22 protein-coding genes and 3 tRNA genes are annotated in these 23,547 nt (G+C 67.4%); 10 read left to right on the forward strand and 15 right to left on the reverse strand.

Annotated features, from left to right (window positions below; genetic code table 11):
* Nucleotides 1-15: 15 nt before the first annotated feature.
* The 5 genes from AC1HIL_RS27400 (at nucleotide 16) to AC1HIL_RS27420 (ending at nucleotide 3,842) form a co-directional block, all read left to right on the forward strand.
* Nucleotides 16-438 (forward strand): nucleotide pyrophosphohydrolase, encoded by a 423-nt coding sequence (locus AC1HIL_RS27400; protein WP_057594916.1) that lies wholly within the window; start codon nucleotides 16-18, stop codon nucleotides 436-438.
* Nucleotides 435-2,294 carry a DNA/RNA helicase domain-containing protein gene (locus AC1HIL_RS27405; protein WP_479670493.1) on the forward strand — a complete coding sequence of 620 codons (1,860 nt, stop codon included), beginning with the start codon at nucleotides 435-437 and terminating at the stop codon, nucleotides 2,292-2,294. Before AC1HIL_RS27400 ends, AC1HIL_RS27405 begins: the two co-directional genes overlap by 4 nt.
* Before the next feature lie 119 nt (nucleotides 2,295-2,413).
* Complete coding sequence (locus AC1HIL_RS27410; protein ID WP_216087416.1) at nucleotides 2,414-2,746, forward strand: hypothetical protein; 333 nt, start codon at nucleotides 2,414-2,416, stop codon at nucleotides 2,744-2,746.
* 245 nt (nucleotides 2,747-2,991) lie between these two features.
* The gene (locus AC1HIL_RS27415; protein WP_172705611.1) at nucleotides 2,992-3,540 is read left to right on the forward strand and encodes a hypothetical protein; all 549 of its coding nucleotides are present in this window, start codon (nucleotides 2,992-2,994) and stop codon (nucleotides 3,538-3,540) included.
* Nucleotides 3,537-3,842 (forward strand): hypothetical protein, encoded by a 306-nt coding sequence (locus tag AC1HIL_RS27420; RefSeq protein WP_479670494.1) that lies wholly within the window; start codon nucleotides 3,537-3,539, stop codon nucleotides 3,840-3,842. Before AC1HIL_RS27415 ends, AC1HIL_RS27420 begins: the two co-directional genes overlap by 4 nt.
* Here AC1HIL_RS27420 and AC1HIL_RS27425 read toward each other — a convergent pair.
* The 9 genes from AC1HIL_RS27425 to AC1HIL_RS27465 form a co-directional block, all read right to left on the reverse strand.
* A complete protein-coding gene (locus tag AC1HIL_RS27425; RefSeq protein WP_479670495.1) occupies nucleotides 3,839-4,105 on the reverse strand; it encodes a hypothetical protein in 267 nt (88 codons plus the stop codon). The genes AC1HIL_RS27420 and AC1HIL_RS27425 overlap by 4 nt on opposite strands.
* A 229-nt stretch (nucleotides 4,106-4,334) precedes the next feature.
* Nucleotides 4,335-4,646: a hypothetical protein gene (locus AC1HIL_RS27430; RefSeq protein ID WP_479670496.1), complete on the reverse strand. Its 312-nt coding sequence runs from the start codon at nucleotides 4,644-4,646 to the stop codon at nucleotides 4,335-4,337.
* Nucleotides 4,647-4,683: 37 nt separating this feature from the next.
* Nucleotides 4,684-5,025 carry a hypothetical protein gene (locus AC1HIL_RS27435; RefSeq protein WP_057594921.1) on the reverse strand — a complete coding sequence of 114 codons (342 nt, stop codon included), beginning with the start codon at nucleotides 5,023-5,025 and terminating at the stop codon, nucleotides 4,684-4,686.
* Nucleotides 5,022-9,578 carry an RHS repeat-associated core domain-containing protein gene (locus tag AC1HIL_RS27440; RefSeq protein ID WP_479670497.1) on the reverse strand — a complete coding sequence of 1,519 codons (4,557 nt, stop codon included), beginning with the start codon at nucleotides 9,576-9,578 and terminating at the stop codon, nucleotides 5,022-5,024. Before AC1HIL_RS27440 ends, AC1HIL_RS27435 begins: the two co-directional genes overlap by 4 nt.
* 34 nt (nucleotides 9,579-9,612) lie before the next feature.
* Nucleotides 9,613-10,047, reverse strand: coding sequence for a DcrB-related protein (locus AC1HIL_RS27445; protein ID WP_057594923.1), 435 nt, complete (start codon nucleotides 10,045-10,047; stop codon nucleotides 9,613-9,615).
* A 14-nt stretch (nucleotides 10,048-10,061) separates the two neighbouring features.
* A complete protein-coding gene (locus AC1HIL_RS27450) occupies nucleotides 10,062-10,505 on the reverse strand; it encodes a hypothetical protein (protein ID WP_479670498.1) in 444 nt (147 codons plus the stop codon).
* Between the two features lie 8 nt (nucleotides 10,506-10,513).
* Entirely contained in the window at nucleotides 10,514-13,645 is a 3,132-nt protein-coding gene (locus tag AC1HIL_RS27455) for a type VI secretion system Vgr family protein (RefSeq protein WP_479670499.1), read from the reverse strand.
* Between the two features lie 88 nt (nucleotides 13,646-13,733).
* Nucleotides 13,734-14,216 (reverse strand): Hcp family type VI secretion system effector, encoded by a 483-nt coding sequence (locus AC1HIL_RS27460; RefSeq protein ID WP_208509750.1) that lies wholly within the window; start codon nucleotides 14,214-14,216, stop codon nucleotides 13,734-13,736.
* A 212-nt stretch (nucleotides 14,217-14,428) separates the two neighbouring features.
* A complete protein-coding gene (locus AC1HIL_RS27465; RefSeq protein ID WP_479670500.1) occupies nucleotides 14,429-15,139 on the reverse strand; it encodes an SIR2 family NAD-dependent protein deacylase in 711 nt (236 codons plus the stop codon).
* A 165-nt stretch (nucleotides 15,140-15,304) separates the two neighbouring features.
* On the opposite strand from AC1HIL_RS27465, the gene AC1HIL_RS27470 reads away from it, so the two are divergent.
* Nucleotides 15,305-16,141, forward strand: a complete 837-nt coding sequence (locus AC1HIL_RS27470) for a hypothetical protein (RefSeq protein WP_479670501.1) — start codon at nucleotides 15,305-15,307, stop codon at nucleotides 16,139-16,141.
* Between the two features lies 1 nt (nucleotide 16,142).
* Here the strand turns inward: AC1HIL_RS27470 and AC1HIL_RS27475 are convergent.
* From AC1HIL_RS27475 to AC1HIL_RS27485, 3 genes are all read right to left on the reverse strand, one after another.
* Nucleotides 16,143-16,219 (reverse strand) — tRNA-Arg (locus AC1HIL_RS27475).
* A gap of 7 nt (nucleotides 16,220-16,226) precedes the next feature.
* Nucleotides 16,227-16,304 (reverse strand) — tRNA-Pro (locus tag AC1HIL_RS27480).
* Nucleotides 16,305-16,311: 7 nt separating this feature from the next.
* A tRNA-Leu gene (locus AC1HIL_RS27485) sits at nucleotides 16,312-16,388 on the reverse strand.
* A gap of 493 nt (nucleotides 16,389-16,881) precedes the next feature.
* On the opposite strand from AC1HIL_RS27485, the gene AC1HIL_RS27490 reads away from it, so the two are divergent.
* A complete protein-coding gene (locus AC1HIL_RS27490; protein ID WP_057597032.1) occupies nucleotides 16,882-17,838 on the forward strand; it encodes a phosphate acetyltransferase in 957 nt (318 codons plus the stop codon).
* Nucleotides 17,839-17,847: 9 nt separating this feature from the next.
* Entirely contained in the window at nucleotides 17,848-18,303 is a 456-nt protein-coding gene (locus AC1HIL_RS27495) for a GNAT family N-acetyltransferase (RefSeq protein ID WP_422096275.1), read from the forward strand.
* On the opposite strand, the gene AC1HIL_RS27500 is transcribed toward AC1HIL_RS27495, so the two are convergent.
* A complete protein-coding gene (locus tag AC1HIL_RS27500; RefSeq protein WP_479670502.1) occupies nucleotides 18,294-18,947 on the reverse strand; it encodes an alpha/beta fold hydrolase in 654 nt (217 codons plus the stop codon). The two genes, AC1HIL_RS27495 and AC1HIL_RS27500, sit on opposite strands and share 10 nt — an antisense overlap.
* A gap of 110 nt (nucleotides 18,948-19,057) precedes the next feature.
* On the opposite strand from AC1HIL_RS27500, the gene AC1HIL_RS27505 reads away from it, so the two are divergent.
* Both AC1HIL_RS27505 and AC1HIL_RS27510 read left to right on the forward strand, forming a co-directional pair.
* Nucleotides 19,058-19,987: an SMP-30/gluconolactonase/LRE family protein gene (locus tag AC1HIL_RS27505; RefSeq protein WP_479670503.1), complete on the forward strand. Its 930-nt coding sequence runs from the start codon at nucleotides 19,058-19,060 to the stop codon at nucleotides 19,985-19,987.
* Between the two features lie 210 nt (nucleotides 19,988-20,197).
* Entirely contained in the window at nucleotides 20,198-21,685 is a 1,488-nt protein-coding gene (locus AC1HIL_RS27510) for a carboxylesterase/lipase family protein (RefSeq protein WP_479670504.1), read from the forward strand.
* A 67-nt stretch (nucleotides 21,686-21,752) separates the two neighbouring features.
* Here AC1HIL_RS27510 and AC1HIL_RS27515 read toward each other — a convergent pair whose 3' ends face one another.
* Nucleotides 21,753-22,508 (reverse strand): helix-turn-helix domain-containing protein, encoded by a 756-nt coding sequence (locus AC1HIL_RS27515; protein WP_422096272.1) that lies wholly within the window; start codon nucleotides 22,506-22,508, stop codon nucleotides 21,753-21,755.
* A gap of 106 nt (nucleotides 22,509-22,614) precedes the next feature.
* A complete protein-coding gene (locus tag AC1HIL_RS27520; protein ID WP_479670505.1) occupies nucleotides 22,615-23,547 on the reverse strand; it encodes a dimethyl sulfoxide reductase anchor subunit family protein in 933 nt (310 codons plus the stop codon).

Below are 23,547 nucleotides of genomic sequence, written 5' to 3' on the forward strand. Positions count from 1 at the left end.
ACCAGAGAATTTCAAGTGACCGAGGTCCACAGTCCGGGGCGAGACGCTCCTCTCGTCGACGTCGCAGGGCTTGCTGCGAAGCTCGACCAGTTCGCGACCGAGCGCGATTGGGCCCAGTTCCACTCCCCTAAGAACTTGGTCATGGCGCTGACCGGCGAGGTCGGCGAACTCAACGAAATCTTTCAGTGGATGTCCGAAGAGGCATCCGTCAAGGCCGGCTCCGACCCGCAAACCGCGCAAGCTGTCCAAGACGAACTCGCCGACGTGCTGCTGTACCTCGTCCGCTTGTCTTCGGTCCTCGGCGTCGACTTGAATGCAGCCGTGCAGCAAAAGCTGCGGTCCAACGAGCTTCGCTACCCCGCAGACAAGGTCCGAGGCAGCAGTCGGAAAGCCCAGAGCAACGACACCAACGTGGCCCCCGGAGCGAATCCGAAGTGATCGTCTACGAAGCCAGCAAAGGTCAGTTCCTCAGCGACAACGACGACAGGGACATCGAAGACGTCATCCTCGGCAAGTACCACAGCGTGACAGGCCGCAAGGTTCCCACGGCAGAGATGCGCGCGTGGAAAGAATCCTTGGGCTACATGTCGAAGGTTCTTCGCGACCCGTTGATCCCTGATGACGTGGGCGTCGCAGTCGAGCTTCACATCCCGCAGAGTTCCAAGCGCATCGACATCAGCCTCACGGGTCGCGACGCCGATCAATCAAAGAAGGTTGTGATCGTCGAGCTGAAGCAATGGGAGAAGGTGCGGGCTTCCACCAAGGATGCCCTGGTCACCACCTATTTGGGCAAGGGCCAGCGCGAAGTAGTCCACCCTTCCTACCAAGCATGGTCGTACGCCTCCCTGCTCGAAGGCTTCAACGAAGCGGTGCACACGGGCGATATCGGCGTCCAGGCCTGCGCATACCTGCACAACTACGAACGCGATGGCGTGATCGATTCCGATCACTACGCTGGCTACATCGAGAAGGCCCCGCTGTTCCTCAAGGGCGAGACCGAGCGCAGCCAACTGCGGACCTTCATCAAGCAGCACATCAAGTACGGCGATCCGAAAGTCCTGTATGAGCTGGTCAACGGAAGGATTCGACCGTCGAAGGCTTTGAGCGATAGCTTGGCGGGACTGCTCAAAGGAAACGCCGAGTTCATCCTGATCGACGATCAGAAGGAAGCGTACGAACACATCTTGGCGGCCGGTCGCTCCGCATCTGCAACGCATCCCAAGGTAGTGATCGTCGAAGGAGGACCAGGGACCGGCAAAACGGTCTTGGCCATCAACGCACTGGTCGCGCTGACGAGCGCGGGGCTCAACTGCAAGTACGTCTCTAAGAACGCCGCACCCCGGCGGGTGTACGAGAGCAAGCTGGCAGGCACGATGCGGCGCACTCAGTACTCGAATCTATTCGTAGGCTCTGGCGGTTTCATCGATACGCCTGCCAATACCTTCGACGTCCTGATCGTGGACGAAGCTCACCGGCTGAACGAAAAGAGTGGCCTCTACGGCAACCTCGGCGAAAACCAAATCAAGGAATTGGTCGCTGCTTCCAAGTGCACTGTGTTCTTCATCGATGAGGACCAGCGTGTCGCGATGAGCGACATCGGCACCAAGGAAGCGATCCGCGGCTTCGGCGGCGGCAAAGGTGCCGAGTTGCTCGAACACGAACTAGCCTCTCAGTTCAGGTGCAGCGGATCGGACGGCTACATCGCTTGGCTCGACAACACGCTCGACGTTCGCGAAACCGCCAACAAGACGCTCACGGATACGAGCTTCGAATTCCGTGTCTTCGATACACCCGGCGCGCTCCACGCCGCCATCGAGCAAAAGAACTCGACGAATGCCGCCCGCGTGGTTGCCGGCTACTGCTGGCCTTGGATCAGCAAGAAGAGCCCGCAATCCTTCGACATCGTGATCGGCTCGGACTATCGCAGGCGCTGGAACTTGGATGTCGATGGCAGCTTGTGGATCGTCGCGCCCAACTCGATCAACGAAGTCGGCTGTATCCATACCTGCCAAGGCCTCGAAGTCGAGTACATCGGCGTGATCATCGGCCCCGATCTGATCGTGCGAGATGGCGAAGTCGTCACCGTGCCTGAAGCGCGGGACCGTCACGACAAGACGTTGCGCGGCTATAAGACACAGGTGAAGGCCACGCCCGAAAAGGCCAAGGCCTTGGCTGCTCTGATCATCAAGAACACCTACCGTACGCTCATGACGCGTGGCATGAAGGGCTGCTACATCTACTGCAGCGACGCTGAGACGACTGAATACTTTAGATCTCGAATTTCCGGACACTGAAAGCGTTTGCCTGACCCGTATGGAAGCGGGCCACAAATGTCAATCACCCGGAGTGACGTTCACCTCCCCGCCTCTCCCTCCTACGATCCTCCCCAAGCAAAGGGGCCAAGAGGATCGAAATGCCACAGTACTGCGTCAACAAGACCGCACAACTCAATGGCGACCATGAGGTACACGCACAGGGGTGCATTTTTTGGCCGCATCCGGTGAACACGCTGTCGCTCGACTGGCACGAAGACTGCCGTTCGGCGATGCAGACGGCAAGGGCGTTCTACCGGCAGGTCAACGGTTGCCGCTACTGCTCGCCGGCCTGCCACACGGGGCCGCGCGCGTCGAACGACGACATCGGGCAGATCAGCTATCGCGGCGCATCCAAGGAAGATGCGGGGCCGGAATTTCTCTCGGCCCACTCGCTGCGCTTGCGCGAGATCAAGCAGCGCCTGGGCTGCTGAACGCGCCATCGAGATCCCTGATCATGGGATTGACGCATCGCGCGTCAGAAGATCGCCCTCATCCTTTGCGGCAGACCTAGACATCTCAGGTCAACGTCATCGAACCAACCGCCATCCGCGCGACGATCGGCGGCACATCGAGTGACCTGTCCGCGTGCACTCATAGCCTGATTGACGCAGCGACGAGCTCACGTCATATGATGTTTCGCGCTCTCGTTCGAGAGCCGCCACACTAGGGAGTACTTATGTCTTCGAGTGCAGCATCCGTAGCTCAAGCCCAGCATTCCGAGCCCACCGTCACCTTGTATGGCCGTGTCGCAGCTGGATTGGCGGGATACGTCAGCTGGCCTGATCCACCAGATCTTCATTTCTCAATCATCATCGACGACGCCTACAGCGGCATCACCGTCATCGATGGGCAGCCGACGTTCACCGAAGCCGGGGTGGGCAACTTCAAGCTGATCAGGACGAACAAGTACGAGAACTCGCTGCCCGGTGGAGCGAAAGTGCGGATTCCCTTGAATCCTCCAGCAGGCATGAGCCGCCAGGAATTCGCACGCAAGCTGATCGAAAACTCGCAGCGCTTTGCCAGCTACGTGGCCCCTTATTCCGCACCCAAGAACGTGCGTGGCTCGCAGATGCGCTCGGGGGAATACAACAGCAGCTCTTACGTGGCCGGTCTACTCAAGAGCGTGATGGGCTACGTACCGCTCGTTCCCACACCGGGCTACCAAGCGCCCGGGTGGGAAAGCCCCATGCCGGAGTACTACTACAAAGGGGAGGCGATCCGATGAAGGTCGGCTCTCGACTCGCTCTCAACGTTTTTTTGTGGGCCGCCGCGATTCCCTTGCTCAACCTCGGCGTCACATGGCTCGACCGGCGAGAGATCGTGCCTGTCTCAGGCAGCATTGCCGCAGGATCGCTCTTTTTTCTGCTGGCTTGGGCCGTCGCGATCTATGTGTGGTGCGTACCCCGCGCCGCGGATGGACCGAAGCGGTTCGGCTACTTGCTTGCCTTCTTGTTGGGCATGTCGCTCATAGCCTTCGGCGCAGGATGGTTGGCATTCTGGGCGACGGTCGCGGTGTTCGGCCTCTAGGCGCCTGAGCCCCGCAGCACCTGAGGCGCCACCTCCTGCAGCAAGTCTTCGGCGTCGCGCGTGAGGTCCGAGGCGATCCACAGCATCATGTCGCGCCGCCTCGGGCCTATCTCCTCGAACCAGTCGCTGCCCATGCCGTAGCAACTGCTCAGCAGCGCATGCAGCTGGGACAACTTGTTCTCGAGAAGATCGAATGCATCCGGCGCGGTGGGCGGGATGAACGCGGAGGGCGCGGGGGCGCCGGCCATAATCTCTTCAGCCATTTGGTGTGCTCTCTTTCCAAGGGTGTGCACGTCACTTGGTTAGACGGCCGGGGTGTTAGCGCACCTCGGCCGTCGCCTTTTGTGCCTCGCCTTCGCGCTTGCTAGGGGATGCTTGCGCGGGGCGTGACCCCTTGGAATGTAGGGAGAGAACGTGGGCCAGGCTAGGCCCTTGGGGTGAACAATTGTGGACCCGGCGATTTGGTTGGCGCGGTCGTGACAAGCGCGCAGCTCAGCCCGACATCAACGCCCGAAACCGCTCGAAGTAGTCCCCACTCCACCGCCCATAAACCTCCGCATCGAGGTTCTCGATCTTGTAGAAATCGTTCGCATCGAAGTGCGAGAACAGGCAGCGCAGCGTGCCCAGCATCACCCAGTGCGCGAGCCGGCGATGCGCCGGGTCGACCTCCTGCTGCTTCAGCACCAACGCGATGTCGGCAATGAGCGGCACGAGCAGCGCCTCGTCGAACATGCGGTCCTCGAAGAGCGCATGACAGAAGGTGCCCTCGACCTCGTCGTCGCGGTTGTCGCGCAGGTTCTGCACCGCCGCCCCGAGGGTTCGGCCCGGGTCCGCGTGCGCTTCAGCCCGGATACCGGTCCTTGAAGCCGCTGCCAGTCGGGTATTTCGTGAAGAACGAGATCTCGCCATGCGTGCCTATCGAGAGATTGAAAACTCCCACGCCCATCTCGCGCAACCCGAGGTCATAGGCGTAGATCCTCTCCTCGACCTCATCGACGAGCGAGAACACCATGTCCTCGACGATGCCCTCGTATTCGGCGACGAGCGCGAGCAGCTCCGCGGGGAAGTCGTTGCGCAGCAAGCGCCCGCGAAAGAAGAAGTCGATCTTCTCGTCCGGAAGGAATTCGACGGTGGCGTACACCTCGCCGCCGCGGCGCGAAACGATGTGGTCGATCATGTTCATCCTGCGCATCCCTTGAATGCGCTGAGCAGCTTTCCCTTGTTCGCATTGAATCCATCCACGCCCTCGGGATGGATCAGCCTGGCGTGATTCTGTCCCAGCGCGCCCTTGGAAGGGTCGTGAATCACGTCGAAGCCCGTGGCGCGCAGGTCGGCCGCGCCGATCTCGCCCACGCTGGCCGCGGGGCGGTTGGGAAAGGCCTTGTTCCAGATGCCCATGGCCTCGTCGGCGCTGTTGGCGCGGATCACCGACACGCCCGGTGGATTGAGCTTGCCCTTGCCGATCGCATCGAGCTCGCGCGCGTTGAAATCGAAGTTGAAGGGGCCGTCGGTGCTTACGCGATACACCTTGGCGGCATCGGGCAGCGGCGAGCCCTTCTCCAGGGTGTTGAGGCCCCAGGGATCGATCCACGCGATGGGGTTCGGCGCATAGGCATGCAGGTTCATGCCACCGGCCAGGCCGATCGGGTCGGGGCCGATGAAGCGGCCGATGTCGGGGTCGTAGTAGCGGAAGGTGTTGTAGTGCAGGCCGGTGTCGCGGTCGAGGTACTGCCCCTGCAGGCGCAGGTTCTGCTCGATGCGCGGCGAATCGTCGTCCCGTGGCGTTGCGGACAGCGCCGGCCGGCCATCGAGCGTGGCGAGTTCCCAGTGCTCGGAGACGGTCGCGCCCCAGGTCCGGTAGCTGGCACGCCAGCAGAGGCGGCCCTGCTCGTCGCTCAACTCCTCGGGCCGGCCCGCGGTGTCGGTGTGGAAGTGGCGGATGCGCCCACCGTGCGGCCCGCCGGCCTCGGGCGGCGATGCCTCCAGGCGCGCGAGCGGCACGTAGCTGCCGGGCTCGTAGACGTAGGCCACGGCCTGCCCGCCACGGCGCTCCTCGATGAGCCGCATGCCCTCCCAGACGAAACGCGTGTGCCCGAAGGCATCGCGCTTGGCCACGCGTCGCCCGAGTGCGTCGTAGTCGAAGCGAGTGGTCTGACTGATCGCCTCGGGCGTGTGCGGGCGCCGCGTCGTGTGCACGGCGGCGAGGCGGTTCTCGTCGTCCCAGTCGAAGCGCTGCTCGGTGTGCCGCCCCGACTTCTTGCAGACCAGGCGACCGTGGCCGTCATACACGTAGCGATGGGCACCGCTCACGCGCACGAGGTTGTCGCGCAGCTGCGGCGGCGCGAAGGTCGCGGCGGCATCGAGCAGATTGCCCGCGGGGTCGTAGCCGAAGCGCTCGTGCCGGTCGCCGCGATCGGCGCGATCGGGCTGCTGCGCCGCGCCGACGATGCGCACGCGCTCCTCGATGCGTCCGGTCGCGTCATAGCGGTAGCCGGTCGCGCCTTCTATGGAATGACGACTGCCGCGCAGCTCGCCCACGGCATCGTGCCGGTACTCCTTCATCAGGCCATCGAGCACACGCGCATCGGCGGTGCCGACACTGTCCATCGCACGCCGCCAATCCTCGTCGGTGGTCGAGAAGGCGCCGGCCAGCGCGCCCGGCCGGCACCACGACGCGCTGCGCCGCCCGAGCGGATCGAGCGCGAAGCACAGCGACAGCGCACCCTGGCTGCGCGCCACCTCGCGATGCAGGGCGTCGCGCTCGATGTCGCACACGACACGGCGCCGCGCGGGTTCGCCCGCGGACTCGTGCGAGAAGTCGACCCGGTGCAGGTGGCCCGAACCGTAGTGGAGGTAGTCGAGCACGCGTCGCCCGTCGTCCGCACCGCTGGCGCCGCCCGCGCCATCCAGCGCGGGCAGCACGGTGCGCGTGCGGTTGCCGAAGGCATCGTGCTCGTGATGCAGTGCGTGGCGTTCGCCGCTGCGCTCGTCGATGGCGATCTCGCTGACGATGCGGCCGAGGCGGTCGTAGGCCAGGCAGGTGCGATGCAGGGGGCGCAGCGTGGCCGATGCGCCCTCGCCCTCCACCACCTCGAGCTTGAGCGCCTCGACCAGCCTGTCGAGCAGGTCGTAGCGGTAGCGATAGCGATGGCTTGCGGTGCGTTTCTCGAGCAGGCGGCCCGCGGCGTCGCGAACCAGCTCGGTGCGAAGCGGCCGCGCGATCCGGCGCGGCTGCGCGGCAGGGTCGAGCGAGAGGTCTTCGTCGCCGATGCCGGGCCAGTGCGTCACCGCCACCACGCGACCGTTGGCGTCGTGTTCGGTCTGCACGCGGGTGCCGTCCACGCGACGCTCCTCGACGATGCGGTCGGCCTGGTCGCGCACGAACTCGAAGGCGCGGCCGTTCTCGTTGACCAGGCGCTGCAGCCGCCCGGCGGCGTCGTAGTGCCAGGCGATCTGGCGGCCCTCCGCGTCGCGCCGCAGCATCGGCTCGCCGCGCGGACCGAGCACGAAGTGCGTGCGGCGGCTCAGCGCGTCGGTCGCGGCCACGAGGCGGCCCGCGGCGTCGCGCTCGAAGCCCTGGTGGCTGCCGTCGGGCCGCGACACCGACAGCAGCCGGCCCCTGGCATCGTGCGCGAGCAGGGTCCGCTGGCCGAGCGCGTCGGTCACGGCCGCGAGGTAGCCCCAGCCGTCGTAGTCGTAGCGCGTGGTGCTGCCCGAGCAGTCCGTGAAGGCCGCGAGCTGCGCCCGCTCGTTCCAGCGCAGCTTCCTGCTGCCGCCATGGGGGTCGGTGACGCGCACGGGCAGGCCGCGTCGGTCGTAGGCGTACTCGGTGACATGCCCCAGCGGATCGGTCTCGCGCACGAGGTTGCCTTCGTCGCTGTAGGCGTAGGTCCAGGCGCTGCCATCCGGCAGGGTCTCGTGCCACGGCAGGCCGAAGTCGGTCCAGCCGGTGCGCCAGGTGCGGCCCAACGCATCGGTGCGGCTGCAGGGAAAACCTTGCGCGTCGTAGTCGCACCGCATGGTCGCGCCATCGGGCTCGGTGAGCGCGGCCAGCAGTCCCAGCTCGTCATAGCGCGCCTGCCAGCGCCGGCCTTGCGCGTTGGTGTGCGAAACGAGCTGGTGCGCGTCGTTCCACTGCCACAGCAGCACGCGCCCGAGGTTGTCGACGACGCGAGTTTCGCCGAGAGCCTGGCCTGCGCGCGGCGGCGCGTAGCTCGCCTCGTAGCGGCGGCCGTCGCTGGTCCAGTGCCGGCGCACGCGAGCCTCGGCATTCACGCCGGTCCACTCGTAGTGGCATTCGAGGCCCGCCGCATCGGCATGGAAGCGCATCAGGCCCTGCCCGTCGTAGCCGAAGCGGCGTGTCGCGGCGCCGGCGCGGTCCCTCACCTCGGCCAGCCTGCCTTCGGCATCGTGGCGGTAGGCGACCAGCAGGCCGGGCGTCTCGCCGCGGGCACCCGCCGCCAGGTACACCGCGCACAGCCGCGCGGCGCCCGTGCGCTCCTCGTGCTCGAGCACAATGCGGCGACCGGTGCCGTCGACGATCTCGGCGAGCCGGCCCGATGCATCGTGGCTCAATGCAATGAAGTTGCCGTTGCGGTCCTCGAGCCTTGCCAGCCTGAGCGTGCAACCCGTCGGTGCATCGGCCGGCGGCGCCTCGAAGATGTAGAACAGCCCGCCGGGCACGTGGATGAAATAGTGGCCGCTCTCGGTTCGGCACAGTTCGACGCCCTCGCACGGGTCATGGCGCCGCGAGCCGGCGGGAATGTCGGGAAGCGGCAACTCGCGACCCTGCCGGTCGACGAGCGTCAGCATCCGCTGCCCGTCATGCCCCTGCCCCAGGCGCAGCAGCATCGAGTACGGCAGGTTCCAGCCCTGCCCCAACGGTCCGTCGTGGCGCAGGTCGCGGCTGTTGTAGAAGCGCTGCCACGCGATCGGCAGCGGGCCCGGCAGGCTGAAATCGAGCTCGCCCTCGCCGCCGAGGAACTTGGCGCCCGTGGCCGCATGCACCGGGTTGCCGAACGAGCTCACCAGGCCATGGATGCCCAGGCCGACGCCGACCGCGCCCTCGATCAGGCAAGGCAATGCCTGGCGGCCCTGGCGCGCGAGCTTCGGCAGGCAGCGCAGGCCGCGATAGATCATGACCACGTTGAACACGGTCACCAGCACCTTCGAGATCAGCGGCACCTCGTCGGCCACCTCGCGCACGCGCGCGGTCGGCCCGCCGATGAAGACGTTGGGCGAGCCTTCGCTGACCTTGGCGCCGCACTCGGTGTGGTCGTCCTTGCGCGAAGCCACGCCGCGGTTGATGAACACGGTCTCGGCGCCCTCGGCCAGCAGGATCTGCGGCGAGTCGCGCGAGCAGCTCACGGTGTCCATCGGAATGTCGGGCGAGGCCCGCGCCGCGCCCACGGCCTTGCTGTTGACGAACACGTCCGACGAGGCGCTGGTGATGGCGCCGGTCACGGTGAGCGTCTCGGGCACCAGCGCATCGGCGATCGATTCGCCGAGGCTCGCGCCCACATAGCCGCCGGCCATGCGCGCGCCGACCACCACCGCACCCGCCACCAGCGGCCCCGCGAGCCCGCCGGTGCCGACCACGGCCGCCACGGCCACGCCGGCCGCGAAGCCCACGGCGATGCCGCCGATCAGCCCGCCGGCGAACTTGGCCCAGAAGCGCGCATGCGCGTTGGTGTGGGCAATGGGGTCGTGCAGGCGCGCTGCGGGTTGGCCGGGCATGGTCGATGGCGAGGCACGCGGGCGCGGTGCCGCGTCAGTCCCTGGGCTGGAAGCTCGCGAGCGTGCGCTGCCACAGCGCGAGCTCGCTCTCGCCGAAGGGCTCGGGGCTGCTCGCGGTGAGGATCAGCACCGCGCGGCCGTCGGGCAGTTGAAAGGCGGCCTGCCGCTGGTGCAGCGCCTGGCCGTTCTGCCTGAAGCGGGTGGCGATCTCGATGGCAGCCAGGCTGCGCATCGCGGGGCCCACGCCGATGGGGTTGCGCGAGGTCTCCTGCAGCTGGCTCACCTGGCGCTTGAGGTCGTTCATCTGGCGCTCGACGAACTGCGCCAGGGTTTCGTGCGCGCGCAAGGCGTCGCGGCTGACGATGAAGGTGACGCCGCTGCCGTCGGGCATGGCGAGCACGTTCATCGAGCGGTCGATGCGGCCGTCGTCGGGGAGGTCGAAGTGGCCTTCTTGGATGTGATAGCGCATGGGCGTCCTGCAGTTCAGTGGGGCGCGAAGACGATGTAGGCCAGGCAGTCGCGGCGGCGTTCCTTGAAGCCGAACGACAGCCGTCCCCATGTCGTCTCGGCGCTGAGGGTGATCGCCTCCTCGGGCGAACGGCCGCGCGGCACGCCGGTGAGCGACAGCAGCTGATGGCGCGCCCTCACCTCCTCGAGCGGGACGCAGCGGCCCTGCAGCTCGATGACGAGAAATCCGGGGTGCCCGGGTTCACGCCGGATCCTCAGGTCGACGCTCGATATCTCGACACCATCGCCGAGGCGGATCGGCCCGCCCTCGAAGAAGCGGAACGGTTCGTCTTCGGCCGACGAGGCTTCTGCCAAGGGCGCCGACAGCAGGCTCGCCACGGCCGGCGCCGAGAACGGAATCTGCGCGGACAAGGCATCGACCATGCTCCACAACGACAACGCAGACGACGGACCGTTCATCGCCGCGCTCACTTCGGGCCCTTCGGATTGCTTTGAGACATGGCCTTGAGGGCCTGGGGGTAGCCCTTGGCGTAGTAGTCGTAGTAGGACTCCTGGGTCGTCGAAGTCTTCCCGGTGCCGTAGATCGTGCCCATGGTCCGGATCGCCGATTCGGTGTCGCCCGTTTTCAAGGCGTTGTCGTAGGCGCCGTTGTAGATGGCCATGTGAATGGGATTGGTCGTCGCCTTGATGTCGTCCGCGCCCATCGCCAGCAGTTCGCGTTGCACCGTGATCTCGTTCATCTGTGCCGCGCCCTCCGACATCAGCATGCTGTCGATGTAGCTCTCCTTCGATTGAAGATCGATTTTTCCCGGATACAGCGCATGCCCGAGCTCGTGGGCGAGGTGCTCGTGGAACATCGCCGGGTTCGTCTTGACGTCGCTGTCGAGCGTGATCCGTTTGGTCTGCAGATTGGTGTGCGAGCCCTTGCCGTTCGGCCCATAGACGATCTTCCAGTTCGCATCCTTCAGCCTCTTCATCTGCTCGGCGAGAACCTTGGACTTGATGGGCGAACCGGAGGTGGCCGCGCTCTGCGGTGTCGCCGGCGCGGCCGCCGCGGGCAAGGCGGGCGCCTGTTCCTCTTCGGTGGCCTCGGGCGGCGCCGCCCCCACCGGCGCCTCGCAGTTCAGGAAGATCTTCCCGCCCCGCTGATCCAGATCCTCCGTGAAGTTCACCAGCCCCTTCACGCCACTGATCCGGATCGTCCCGTCCTCGAGCAGCACGATCGACGACTTGCCGCAGATCAGCGAGATGCTGGTCTTGCCCATCACGAACACGTCCTGGTCCACCGCCTGCACCAGCACCGACTTGCGGCCCACGAGGTTGGCGTTGCTCTCGGTCGAGGTCACCGAGGCATCGGTCTTGGCCACGAGGTTGATCGCGCCCTCGCTCGCATGCGAGACGATGTCGCCGCCCGAGACCACGTTGACCTGCCCGCCCTTGGCGATCTGCGTCAGCATGCCACCCGCCACCAGTTGCGTGAGCTGCGCGCCGGTGGTGAGCGTCATGGCCGACTGCGAGCGCATCGACACGCTCTGGCCCGAGCTCACGACGATGGGCTTGGGGCTGATCATGGTCTGGCCCTCGGGGCTCACGATCGAGACCACGGGCTTGTCGATCCTGCGCGAGAGGTCGAGCATGCGCTGCGCATCCGCCATGGCGGGGTCGGCATCGCCCGAGACGCCGGCCTCGTCGGAAGCATCGCCCCCAGCCAGCGCGCTCACGGCCTGCGCCGCGCCGGCCAGCGACTGCACGCCCTGCACCAGTCCCATGAGCTGCTGGCCCTTGCCCTTGGCCATGGCGCCGACCAGCGCCTTGGTGGCGGCGATGGCCTGGCCGGCCGACTGCATCAGCGCGCCGCTCTGCGCGAGCGCGGCGCCCATGTGCTCGTGGCCGTCGGGGTTGTCGCGCGACACGCGCTGCGTGAAGTCCTGCGTGTAGGTGGTCAACAGCAGGCCCTTGTCGGCGCGGATCGAACCCCACTCGTTGGTGCGCAGCTCGAAGCCGTAGCTGCGCTGCACCTCCGAGCCCTGGTTCATCAGGTAGCCCATGTGCAGGTGGGTGGCGCCATGGTCGGTCGACAGTTCGATGTGCTCGCTGCCGCGCTGGTCCTCGAAGCGCAGCATGTGCTTGCCGCCGCCGCCCTTGCTCCAGTGCGTCTGGATGCCCGACTGCGTCTTGTGGCGCGGCAGCTCCCAGGCCGGCATCTGCGCGGCGTTGTAGACGCAGCCCGTGACGATCGGGTGGTCGGGATCGCCGTTGAGGAAGTCGACGATCACCTCCTGGCCGATGCGCGGGATCTGCATGCTGCCGTAGCCGCCGCCGGCCCAGGTCTGCGAGACGCGGATCCAGCACGAGGCGTTCTCGTCGCGCTGGCCGTAGCGGTCCCAGTGGAACTGCACCTTGATGCGGCCGTACTCGTCGGTGTAAATCTCCTCGCCCGCGGGGCCCACCACCACCGCGGTCTGCGGGCCGGTGGTGCGCGGGCGCGGCGTGAGGCGCGGCACGCGGTAGGGCGCGCTGTCGGGCACCACCGCGAAGGCCTGGCGGTAGCTGGTGCTGCTGGTCGATTCGCCGTAGGCGGCACCGGCGGCGGCCACGCGCAGCGCGTTCTCCTGGAAGTCGTGGCTCGCGGCCTCGATCAGGTAGCGGCGGTTGTCCTCGGCATCGGGATGGCGCGCGAGGTCGAACAGGTAGCCGGGCGCGATGTGGCGCAGGTTGCCTTCGGCCTCGATCGATTCGCGTCGGCCGATCTGCTGTTCGAGCCGCAGCCGTGCGTAGTTCTCGCCGTCGCCGAGTTCGGTGTAGCCGCCGGGCCAGTCGTAGCGCTCGTAGCTGTCGTGGTCATGGCCCGCGGGCTGGCGGCGCAGCGTGTCGATCTCGGCGTGGGGCTTCCTGAAGTCGTAGTCGTCGGTCGCGAAATGGCCCGAGGCGATATCCTCGGCGTGGTGCCAGCTGTCGATGAAGTCCTGCTCGAGGATCTGCGCTGCGAGCACGCCCGCGTGGTAGGGCACCTTCACCGGGCCCGCGGGCAGCGGCGCATGCGAGCCCGGTCCGTCGCACAGCACGAGCTGATGGCTGCCTTTTGCATGCGCGAAGAAGTAGTAGATGCCCTCGGACTCCATGAGCCGGCTCACGAAGTCGAAGTCGGTCTCGCCGTACTGCACGCAGTAGTCCCAGCTGCGGTAGCTGCCACTCAGCCGCGCATCGATGCCGAAGCCGTAGGGCGCGAGCACCTCCTGCACGATGTCGGGCACGGACTTGAACTGGAAGATCTTGAAATCCGAGCGCCGCGTCGCGTACCAGAGCCAGGGGCGCAGCACGGCTTCGTAGACGTGCATGTCGCCGTCGTCCTTGCCCACGCGCGCGAAGCGCGTGACCTGGCCGCTGATGAAGCGCTGCCCCGCGCCGCCGAGCTCGGTGGCGAGGTTGACCTCGATCGTCATGTCCTCGCCGAGCATCTGCCTGGCCGAGATGCCGGGCAGCTCGCTGACCAGCCGCACGCGCGATTCGAACAGCGTGGAGATGCGCTCCTGCCCCGTCATCGAACGGAACTTGAGGCGCTCGCCCAGGGCACTGTGGGCGATGAAGCTGCGGGTCATGGGGGCGGGGACCTTGCGACGAAGCGAATGCAACGCACAGGCGCACGCGGGCCGGCGCACCTCGCGCGCCGGCCCGCACGCGCGGTGCTCAGGCTTCCCTGTTTTCCTTGATGTTCCAGCCGAGCTGGGTTTCGGCGCCCTTGCCGCCCTTGTCGGTCTGTTCCCAGTACTGCTGCTTGACCTTGGCGGCCTGGAACGCGTACTGCACGAACACCGCGTCGCTGCCCTGCTCGGCCGTGTACTGCACCGAGGTGACCAGCACTTCCTCGAGCGTCACGCGCGTGTATTCGATCTGACCGCCACCGGCCTTGCAGACCGAGACCTCGACCTTGCTCAGGTGCTTGCCGCTGGCGCAGTTCTTCATGACGGACGGCGCCGCCTTGTCGATGCGCGCGAGCACCTGCAGGTCGTTGAAGCTGGCCTTGCCCACGCCACCGCCGCCACCGCTGACCATGTTGCCGGGCTGGGTCGCGCCCCATGCGAAGGACTTGATGTCCGTCCAGTCCTTGTGGTTCGCGTCCTTCGATTCGCCATTCGCGCCTTCGACGCGCATGAACATGTCTACCGCCATGAGCTGCTCCCGTGTTGCGTTGAAACCGCCCGAACGGTAGGTGAAGCGCGGCGAGCTCGCCAGTGCAGAAGGTCACGGCGAAAAAAGCACTACGCGGCCCGCACCTTAGGAACAATCGGTTCTTTCAGGGTCTCGGCGCACGGGCGCCGAAACAAGGCGACACAAAAAAGCCCGTCATCTCTCGACGACGGGCCTTGCCTGGCAGGCGCCACCTATCGTCGCGGCGCTTCCGCGAGCCATCGCGCGACCAGCGCCGGCACCTGCTCGGTCGCCTTGCCGCGCATGAAGTCGAAGCCGCGCGGCACCTCCTCCATCTCGAGCGACACCAGCACCTTCTCGGCACTGTGGTGCGCATAGCGCGCGAGCGAGGCGGCCGGCTGCACCGCGAGCGAAGTGCCCACCACCAGCACGCGCGCGGCGCTGGCGACGTGCATCAGCGCCTCGTCGAAGTGCTGCACCGATTCGCCGAACCACACGATGTCGGGCCGCAGCTGCGTGCCGTCCTCGCACAGCTGGCCCATCTCGATCGCCGCGCCGTCGATGCGGTAGCGATGACGCCGCTCCGAGGTGCCGCGCGCATAGGCGAGCTCGCCGTGGATGTGAAGCACCTGCGTGGAGCCCGCGCGCTCGTGCAGCGCATCGACGTTCTGCGTGACGATGACCACCTCGTAGGCCGGCTCGAGCGAAGCGATGGCCGCGTGCGCCGCGTTGGGCTGGGCGGCCCAGGCCTTCTGGCGGCGCTCGTTGTAGAAGGCCTGCACGGTCTCGGGATGGCGCTGCCAGCCCTCGGGACTCGCGAGCTCCTGCCACGGATGGTTGTTCCACAGGCCCTTGGCATCGCGGAAGGTGGGCAGGCCGCTTTCGGCGCTCACGCCCGAGCCCGAGAGCACGACGATCTTGCGGGGTTGAACGGTGGTTGTCATGAAGAGGACTCCGAAGGGAACAAGAAACCCGGGGCGGCGTCGAACGCACACCCCGACCGACCCCGCCATGCGGGATTCTTTCGAGCGGCGACCGAGCGCCGCGAGAATGCCAGAAGCCCGCCGCGGCCCTTTACGCGACCGCGCGCACGCACCCGACCACGAGCCATGAACAGCACCACCACCTCCAACCGACCGCTGCAGCGCGCCTACCTTCTCGCCGTCGCCCTCGTGGTGTTCCTCGGTTGCTGGGTCGCGCCGATCGACACGCCCGCGCGCGCGCAGGTCGAGGACGGACTCAAGCGCGCCCTGACCACCTTCGCCGCGGCACGCGCGCTCGGCGCGGTGGTGTCGGTGGCGCAGGGCACGCAGGTCGACGCCACGCCCGGCGGTATCGGCGTGAGCCTTGCGCCGGGCCAGGCGCTCAAGCCGCTCAACGAACTGATCGAACAGTTCGCGGCCATCATGCTGGCGGCCAGCGTGTCCTTCGGCATCCAGCTCGTGCTGCTCAAGATCGGCGCGCATGCCTGGATGTCGGTGCTGGTCTGCGCGGTGGCGCTGGCGTGGATCGCCTGGCGCTGGCACAGCGGCCGTTCGCCGCGCTGGCTGCAGTCGCTGTTGATCGGGCTGCTGCTGGTGCGCTTCGCGGTGCCGCTGTCGGCCATGGCCAACGAGGCGCTGTACCGCGTCTTCATGGCCGACGAGTACCAGTCGGCCCTCGCGCTGATCGAGAAGTCGCCAGCCGCTGTGGTCGACACCGCGCAGGAGGCACAGCCGAATGCGCAGGAGGGCTGGAAGGAACGCATCGAGCGCTGGCTGCCGAAGCTGCCGAATCTCAAGGCCACCTACGACCAGATCATCCGCTCGGCCTCGGACTGGGCCGAGCGCATCGTGAAGCTGATCGCGCTGTTCGCGCTGCAGACCGTGGTGCTGCCGATCGCGCTGTTGTGGATGGCGTGGCGGGTGGCGCGGGCGCTGGTGCGCGAGCCGGCCAGGCCTGCATGAATGGCCCCACGTGCACGACTCGAACGTACAACCCCCTGCTTCGTAGGCAGGTGCTCTGATCCATTGAGCTAACGCGGGATGGCGATGGTCTGGGTGGCAGGATTCGAACCTGCAGCCTCCTGCTTCCAGGGCAGGCCGTCTACCTGATTGACACTACACCCAGAGAAATTTGGTGCCTCGGGGGAGACTCGAACTCCCAGAATTCCGCTTCTAAGGCGGACACGTCTACCAATTGCGTCACCGAGGCTGAATGTGTTTTCTCTTGCTTGCCGAGGCGAGGGGCCGCGCCATCGCGGCCCCGCCTCGGCGTTTCGAATTTTGAAGGAGCGTGCATGAGGCTTATGGCTTCATGCGCTGCAGCACGATCGCTGCATGGGTCAAGGGTTCGGTGATGAGGCGCCAAAGCAAAAAGGCCCGGAACCTTTCGGTGTCCGGGCCTCTTGGTGAAGAGCGCTTGGGAGGTCGTCGCCTAAGCGCGCCCTCCACCCGGATGCAGCCTGTGGTTCTCGTTCAGCCATGCAGCGACCGTGACGGCCAGCAGAGCGCGCACGAGCGGCCGGACCGGCATGGGTCGGAGGCTGTCGATGCAAATGCGGGCTGCGGTGGTCACGATGGGTCCTGTGGTGCTGTGTGTGGAATCGAAAATGCGCAGTCTGCTGCGCGAAGGAGTCGGACTGTAAATAGTCTTTACGCCGCCGTCAACATGCCGGCTGAAAAAATTTTGAAGTAAGGTTGCCCGCATGGCCGCACCCCATCCCACCACCTCCCATCCGCACTACGACCGCCTGATCGCCACCGCGCGCGGCCTGCCGCCGCTGCGCGTGGCGGTGGTGCATCCGGCCAATGCCGTGTCGCTCGAGGCAGCGCTCGCCTCGGCCGCGCTGGGGCTGATCGCGCCCACGCTGGTGGGCCCGCGCGCGAAGATCGAAGCGGCAGCGCACGAGATCGGCATCGACCTCTCGGGCATTGCCATCGTCGATGCGCCGCACAGCCATGCCGCGGCCGACGCGGCCGTGGCGATGGCCCTGCGCGGCGAGGTCGATGCATTGATGAAGGGCAGCCTGCACACCGACGAACTCATGGGCGCGGTGGTGCGCCGCGAAGGCGGCCTGCGCACCTCGCGCCGCATCAGCCATTGCTTCGTGATGGACGTGCCCGGCCATGCGCAGCCGCTGGTGATTTCCGATGCCGCGATCAACATCGCACCCACGCTCGAGGAGAAGGTCGACATCGTGCAGAACGCGATCGACCTCGCGCATGCGCTGCTGATGCCGGCCGTGCGCGTGGCCATCCTCTCGGCGACCGAAACGGTCAATGCCAAGGTGCCCTCCACGCTCGACGCGGCCGTGCTCTGCAAGATGGCCGACCGCGGCCAGATCACGGGCGCGCAGCTCGACGGCCCGCTCGCGATGGACAACGCGATCGATGCCGAGGCCGCGCGCATCAAGGGCATCGTCTCGCCCGTGGCGGGCCGCGCCAACGTGCTGATCGTGCCCGACCTCGATGCCGGCAACATGCTCGCGAAGAGCCTGACCTTCCTCGGCGGCGCCTATGCGGCCGGCATCGTGCTCGGCACCAAGGTACCGGTGATCCTCACGAGCCGCGCCGATTCGGAAGCGGCACGGCTGGCCTCCTGCGCCGTCGCGTCGATGCTCGCGAAGGCGGGACGCGACCGGCTCATCAAGGCCGTGGGGTAGCCTTCGCCGATGACCATCGCACGCGAAACGCCCGACCAGCCCGAGGTGATCGCCCTGATCGCCGAGCTCGATGCCTACCAGGACAAGCTCTATCCACCCGAAAGCCGGCACCTGCTCGACCTCGCATCGTTGAAGCAGCCCCATGTGCTGTTCTTCGTCGCGCGCGATGAGGCGGGTCAGGCCATGGGTTGCGGCGCGGTGGTGCTCGGCGCCGCGCAGGGTGAGATCAAGCGCATGTACGTCGCGCCCGACTACCGCGGCCGGGGCATCGCGCGCCAGTTGCTGCAGGCGCTGGAGTCCGCATCCATCGACGCGGGCTGCAAGCTGCTTCTGCTCGAAACGGGTCCGTTCCAGCCCGAGGCCCTCGCCCTCTATGCCTCGCTTGGCTACGAGCGGCGCGGCCCCTTCGGCGGCTACACCGACGACCCGCTCAGCGTCTTCATGCAGAAGACGCTCTACGCGTAGTTCAGCAGGATCTTCGCGAAGGCCTCGGGCGCGAGCCGCGGAATGTCGTGCGCGCAGTCGAGGCGGTGCGTGATCCATTCGGGGTCCTGCCGCAGCGCTTCGTACAGCGCGATGAACGGGCTGCCTTCCCAGCCGAAGGCGGCCACGTAGGCCTTGCAGCGGACCTGGCGCCAGTCGCCCGTCAACGCGATCGCCTGCAGGAAGGTGGCCATGGGATGGGCACGGCAGCGCTTGTCCATGTGCCCCGGCGCCGCGCAGCTCAGGCCATCGGCCGCCACGCCTGCGATGAAGCGGTCGCGATAGGACTGACTGGTGAGCGACCACACCGAGTCGCCATGCGCGGGCACATAGGCATCGGCATAGACCAGCGCGCCGACGCGCGACGGCGCCCGGTCCGCCGCGCCCGTGATGACCATGCCCGCATACGAATGGCCGACGAGCACGGCGGGCGCATCGCCTTCGTGCAACACCTGCACCACCTCGTCGACATGGCTGTCGAGGTTGGCGCCGCGCGCGGGCTCGTCGCCCAGCCCCGACAGCGTGAGCGCGCGCACCTCGTGCCCTTCGCCCGCCAGCAGTTGGCCGACGGCCTCGAAGGCCCAGCCTCCGTGCCAGCCGCCCGGCACCAGAACGAATTTCGCCATTCGACGTGTCCTCCATCGCAGCATGCGTTCGACAGGCTCTCATTGTCGCGTCGCGGCCCCGACCGCACAATGAAGCCGGCTCGCCGTCCACGCCCTCCAGGAGACACACGATGAAGATCCGAGAACTCGCCAGCGGCCTGCAGTTTCCCGAAGGACCGATCGCCCTGCGCGACGGCTCGGTGCTGCTGGTGGAGATCGCGCGCGGCACGCTCACGCGCGTGCGGCCCGATGGCCTGGTGCAGGTGGTGGCCGACCTCGGCGGCGGCCCGAACGGTGCCGCGATCGGCCCCGACGGCGCGGTCTACGTCTGCAACAACGGCGGCTTCAAGTGGCACACCGAGGCCGATGGCAGCGTGCGGCCCGTGGGCCAGGCCGAGGACTACTCGGGCGGGCGCATCGAGCGCGTGAACCTCGCGACCGGCCGCGCGGAGCGGATCTACGACACGGTCGAGGGCGGCGCGCTGTGCGGGCCCAACGACATCGTGTTCGACGCGCATGGCGGCTTCTACTTCACCGACCTCGGCAAGGTGCGCGAGCGCGACATGGACCGCGGCGGCCTGTTCTACGGCCATGCCGACGGCGCCGCCGCGCAGGCGATCGCGCGGCCCGTGATGACGCCCAACGGCATCGCGCTGTCGCCCGATGGCCAGACGCTCTACTACGCCGAAACCGAGGGCGCGCGCGTCTGGGCCTTCGACATCGTGGCGCCGGGCCGCGTGCGCAAGGATGGCTGGCCCTCGCCGCATGGCGGGCGCATGCTCTGCGCCTCGCCGGGCGGGCACTACCAGCGCTTCGACTCGATGGCGGTCGATGCGCTCGGCAATCTCTGCGTGGCGACGCTGCTGCATGGCGGCATCAGCATCGTGGCACCCGACGGCGGCCAGGTCGAGCACCTGTCGCTGCCCGACCGCTACACCACCAACATCTGCTTCGGCGGCCCCGGCCTGCGCACCGCCTTCGTCACGCTGTCGGGCAGCGGGCGGCTGATCGCGATCGACGATTGGCCCACGCCCGGGCTGGCGTTGAACAACGAGGCCTGAACCTCCGCGCGCGGCGCGCGCCGCGCAAGCACATTCCCGCCGCTCGCGCTTGTACCGAGTTGCTGTTGTCGCGCCCGCGTCAGCACAGCATCTCGGTACAAGCGTGCGCGCACCTGCGTTCCTACGATGCCGGCTCACTCAACAACCAGGTGCGGAGACATGAAACGTCAGGACAGAGGTACGGGGATCAGGTGGCTGGCGGCCCTCGCTTTGAGCGCGGGCCTCGTGGCATGCGGCGGTGGTGGTGGCGGCGGCGGCGGTGGCTTCATACCGCTGCCGCCGGCATCGGGCGGCGGCGGCAATCCACCGCCGCCCGCGGTGGACGCGAACGCCTACGCCGATCCGATCCAGACCGCATCGGGCAAGGTCTCGGGCGAAACGGTCGGCGACGGCGACACGCGGGTGCACCAGTACAAGGGCATCCCCTACGGCGCGCCGCCGGTCGGCAACCTGCGCTGGAAGCCGCCGCAGCCGCCGGCCTCGTGGGACGGCGTCTATGCCGCCACCAGCTACAGCAAGATGGCGCCGCAGCCCTTCCCCGCGTCGCCCGTCTACGACGCCGTGCCCGAGTCGGGCATGGGCGAGGACGTGCTGCGCCTCAACATCACCACGCCCGCGAAGAAGAAGGGCGAGAAGCTGCCGGTGATGGTGCTGTTCCATGGCGGCGGCCTCACCACCGGCTCGGTGAACCGCGCGAGCGACAACCTGCCGAACCTGCCCAATCACGGCGTGGTGTCGGTCACGGTGCAGCACCGCATCGGCGCGCTCGGCTACATGGCGCATCCGGCGCTCACGGCCGAGTCGGCCAACAAGTCCTCGGGCAACTACGGCCAGCTCGACCTGGTCGCGGCGCTCAAGTGGGTGCAGGCGAACATCGAGGGCTTCGGCGGCGATCCGGGCAACGTCACCATCTGGGGCCACTCGGGCGGCGGCATGAAGACCAACTGGCTCGTGGCCTCGCCGCTGGCCAAGGGGCTGTTCCACCGTGCCATCGCCGAAGCCGGCTGGACCACCGCCGGCACGCCGCTCGCGCAGACCGAGCAGTACGGCGTGAAGCTGATGGCCAAGGTGGGCGCGGCCACCATCGACGAGCTGCGCAAGAAGCCGTGGCAGGACATCGTCGCGGCCTCGTTCGCGAGCGGCAGCGGCTACACCACGGCCTTCACGGTCGACGACTGGTCGCTGCCCGACACCATCGGCAACCTGATCCTCGACAACAAGCACAGCGACGTGCCCTTCATGGTGGGCAACGGCGGCGCCGAGATCACGGCCGCCAACCCGCTGCGCGGCAACTTCCTCAAGCAGATGGTGAAGGTGCAGAAGTCGCCGATCTACACCTACATCTTCACGCACGTGCCGGTGAACTGGGCCAACGCGGGCGTGGCGGCCTACCACGGGCTCGAGGTGTCCTACCAGTACGGCTCGCTCGCCACGGTCGGGCGCATCTACGGCACCTCGCTGCTGCCCGCGAGCCCCGACATCCCGCCCGATCCGGGCGTGAGCGATCGCGACTACAAGCTCAGCGACGAGGTGATGAGCATGTGGACCCGCTTCGCGACCACGGGCGATCCCAACGTCGCCAAGATCGGTGTCACCTGGCCGGAGTACGACGATGCCGACCAGTACCTCGACATCGGCATTCCCTCGATCGTGAAGACCGGCTTCTCGACCGTGACGACGAAGCAGATGCCGCGCTGAACGCGCCGCCATGAAGAAGAAAGCCGCCGCGGGTTTCGCCCCGCGGCGGCTTTTTTGGTGGGCGCGTTCAGGAGAAGAACTTCACCGACTCGCGGTCGCGCGAGTACGACGGGCTCTGCCCATACCAGTGCCGGTAGAAGTGCGAGAGATGGGCCGAGTCGCTCAGGCCCGCCTCGTGCGCGATGTCGGTGAGCGAGCGGCCCGAGTACAAGAGCTTGCACACGCGCACCTGCTTGCGCCAGCCCTGGTAGGCACGGAACGACAGCCCGAGCGAATCGGAGATCAGGTGCGACATGCGGTACGGCGAAAGCTCGAAGGCACGCGCGAGTTCGACCAGCGTGGCCTCGGGTTCCTCGTCGAGGTAGCGCAGCACCTGCAGCACGCGCGTGTCGATGCGCTGCGTGCACGGCAACTGCTCCACCGCCGTCGAGACCAGGTCGCGAAAGATCTCCTCGGCCTGCGCGGGCTTGCGCGCGCCCTCGTACATGCCCGCGAGAAAGCCGTCGAAGGGCCTGAAGGCCCTGCGCTCGAGCACATGCGCGCCCAGCGGCACGATGCCGCTGAAGGCGCTGAAGAAGGGCGAGGACGGCGGCAGGTTGATGCTCACCAGGCCCGCGTTCGACACGCTCAGCGTGCGCACCGTCTGCGGCGCCACCGCGATCGCGCCGCCCACGAACTGACGCCGCGGCGTGCGCAGCGTGAGCGGCGTGCCGTCGACGGAGAACAGCAGCACCGCATGGGGCCTGGAGGTGGCGGGGAAGTCGTCCTTGCGCGAGGCGTAGACGTAGGAATTCGCACTGAAGAAATACAGGTGGTCGGTCATCGGAGGGGGCAACCTGTCGTTCGGAAAGCAACGCGTGTTTGTGCATCACCACCCGGCATCCGGCCAGCGTGCTAACCCCTAGCGAGCCCGACGACGGGCGCTGGTCCTACGACACGACCTGGTAGTACAGGTTCTGCGGATGCCGTGCCTGCGCGAAGAAGAACCAGCGCTCGGCCAGCAAACCCGGCGCCTGCACCAGCACCGCGAGCAGCCACGGCAGCGCGGCCGCGCTCGCGAGGCCCCAGGCCAGCAGCAGCGCGGGCAGCGCGAAGGCCAGCAGCAGGAAGCCCAGCTTGACCTGGCGCAGCGCGAGCTGCGAGGCGCCATGGAAGAACTCGCGCGTGTTGAACGAGCCCGCCGACATGCCCATCGACTTCTGCACCAGCTTGTGCGTGCGGATGCCGGTGGCCGACTGCAGGGTCGAGCGCGGGCGCAGCCGCGCATTGCGGCGCAGCGTGAACGCGCGCACGGCCCAGGCCACGAGCGTGAAGGCCAGCGCCCACGGGCCGAAGGCCTGCACGAAGCGCGCCTCGCCGGCCACGGCGGCGAGCGCGCAGGCCAGCACCAGGCCCGACGACAGCCCGATCAGCATGAAGTTGGCGATGGTCAGCGGATGCGCCCACTCCTGGATGAAGCGCAGGCAGGCATAGATCATCGCGGTGCAGTACCACAGCGCGACGGCGCCCCCCAGCACCAGCACGGGCAGCAGCACCGACCACGGCGCGGCGACCCCGAGCCGCAGCGCGAGCCACCACAGCGCGACCAGCGCGATGAAGGCCGGCAGCACGATCACCTCGCGCGACATCCACGAGGTGCGCCACATCAGCACCGCGCGCCAGGCGCGCGTCTTGCGGCCCAGGTGCATGAACGAGGCCGCGAGGCCCGCGACCAGCAGCAGCTCGGCCAGCGCCAGCGCGCCGCCGATAAAGCCCGGCGACAGCCCGAGGCCGAACAGCACCGCCAGCGCGAGCGCGGCCACCAGGCCCTGCGCGGCACCGGCCAGCGTGGTGAAGAAGAGGATCGAGAAGGCGGGATGCAT

This window comes from Variovorax sp. ISS6, assembly GCF_056523145.1.

Bases quoted from the DNA above. Each gene is read 5' to 3' on its own strand.
- AC1HIL_RS27470 (WP_479670501.1), top strand. From the start codon at position 15,305: ATGAACAGCACCACCACCTCCAACCGACCGCTGCAGCGCGCCTACCTT.
- AC1HIL_RS27450 (WP_479670498.1), bottom strand. From the start codon at position 10,505: ATGAACGGTCCGTCGTCTGCGTTGTCGTTGTGGAGCATGGTCGATGCC.
- AC1HIL_RS27420 (WP_479670494.1), top strand. From the start codon at position 3,537: ATGAAGGTCGGCTCTCGACTCGCTCTCAACGTTTTTTTGTGGGCCGCC.
- AC1HIL_RS27460 (WP_208509750.1), bottom strand. From the start codon at position 14,216: ATGGCGGTAGACATGTTCATGCGCGTCGAAGGCGCGAATGGCGAATCG.
- AC1HIL_RS27415 (WP_172705611.1), top strand. From the start codon at position 2,992: ATGTCTTCGAGTGCAGCATCCGTAGCTCAAGCCCAGCATTCCGAGCCC.
- AC1HIL_RS27500 (WP_479670502.1), bottom strand. From the start codon at position 18,947: ATGGCGAAATTCGTTCTGGTGCCGGGCGGCTGGCACGGAGGCTGGGCC.
- AC1HIL_RS27440 (WP_479670497.1), bottom strand. From the start codon at position 9,578: ATGCCCGGCCAACCCGCAGCGCGCCTGCACGACCCCATTGCCCACACC.
- AC1HIL_RS27505 (WP_479670503.1), top strand. From the start codon at position 19,058: ATGAAGATCCGAGAACTCGCCAGCGGCCTGCAGTTTCCCGAAGGACCG.
- AC1HIL_RS27445 (WP_057594923.1), bottom strand. From the start codon at position 10,047: ATGCGCTATCACATCCAAGAAGGCCACTTCGACCTCCCCGACGACGGC.
- AC1HIL_RS27435 (WP_057594921.1), bottom strand. From the start codon at position 5,025: ATGAACATGATCGACCACATCGTTTCGCGCCGCGGCGGCGAGGTGTAC.
- AC1HIL_RS27425 (WP_479670495.1), bottom strand. From the start codon at position 4,105: ATGGCTGAAGAGATTATGGCCGGCGCCCCCGCGCCCTCCGCGTTCATC.
- AC1HIL_RS27465 (WP_479670500.1), bottom strand. From the start codon at position 15,139: ATGACAACCACCGTTCAACCCCGCAAGATCGTCGTGCTCTCGGGCTCG.
- AC1HIL_RS27520 (WP_479670505.1), bottom strand. From the start codon at position 23,547: ATGCATCCCGCCTTCTCGATCCTCTTCTTCACCACGCTGGCCGGTGCC.
- AC1HIL_RS27495 (WP_422096275.1), top strand. From the start codon at position 17,848: ATGACCATCGCACGCGAAACGCCCGACCAGCCCGAGGTGATCGCCCTG.
- AC1HIL_RS27490 (WP_057597032.1), top strand. From the start codon at position 16,882: ATGGCCGCACCCCATCCCACCACCTCCCATCCGCACTACGACCGCCTG.
- AC1HIL_RS27515 (WP_422096272.1), bottom strand. From the start codon at position 22,508: ATGACCGACCACCTGTATTTCTTCAGTGCGAATTCCTACGTCTACGCC.
- AC1HIL_RS27455 (WP_479670499.1), bottom strand. From the start codon at position 13,645: ATGACCCGCAGCTTCATCGCCCACAGTGCCCTGGGCGAGCGCCTCAAG.
- AC1HIL_RS27410 (WP_216087416.1), top strand. From the start codon at position 2,414: ATGCCACAGTACTGCGTCAACAAGACCGCACAACTCAATGGCGACCAT.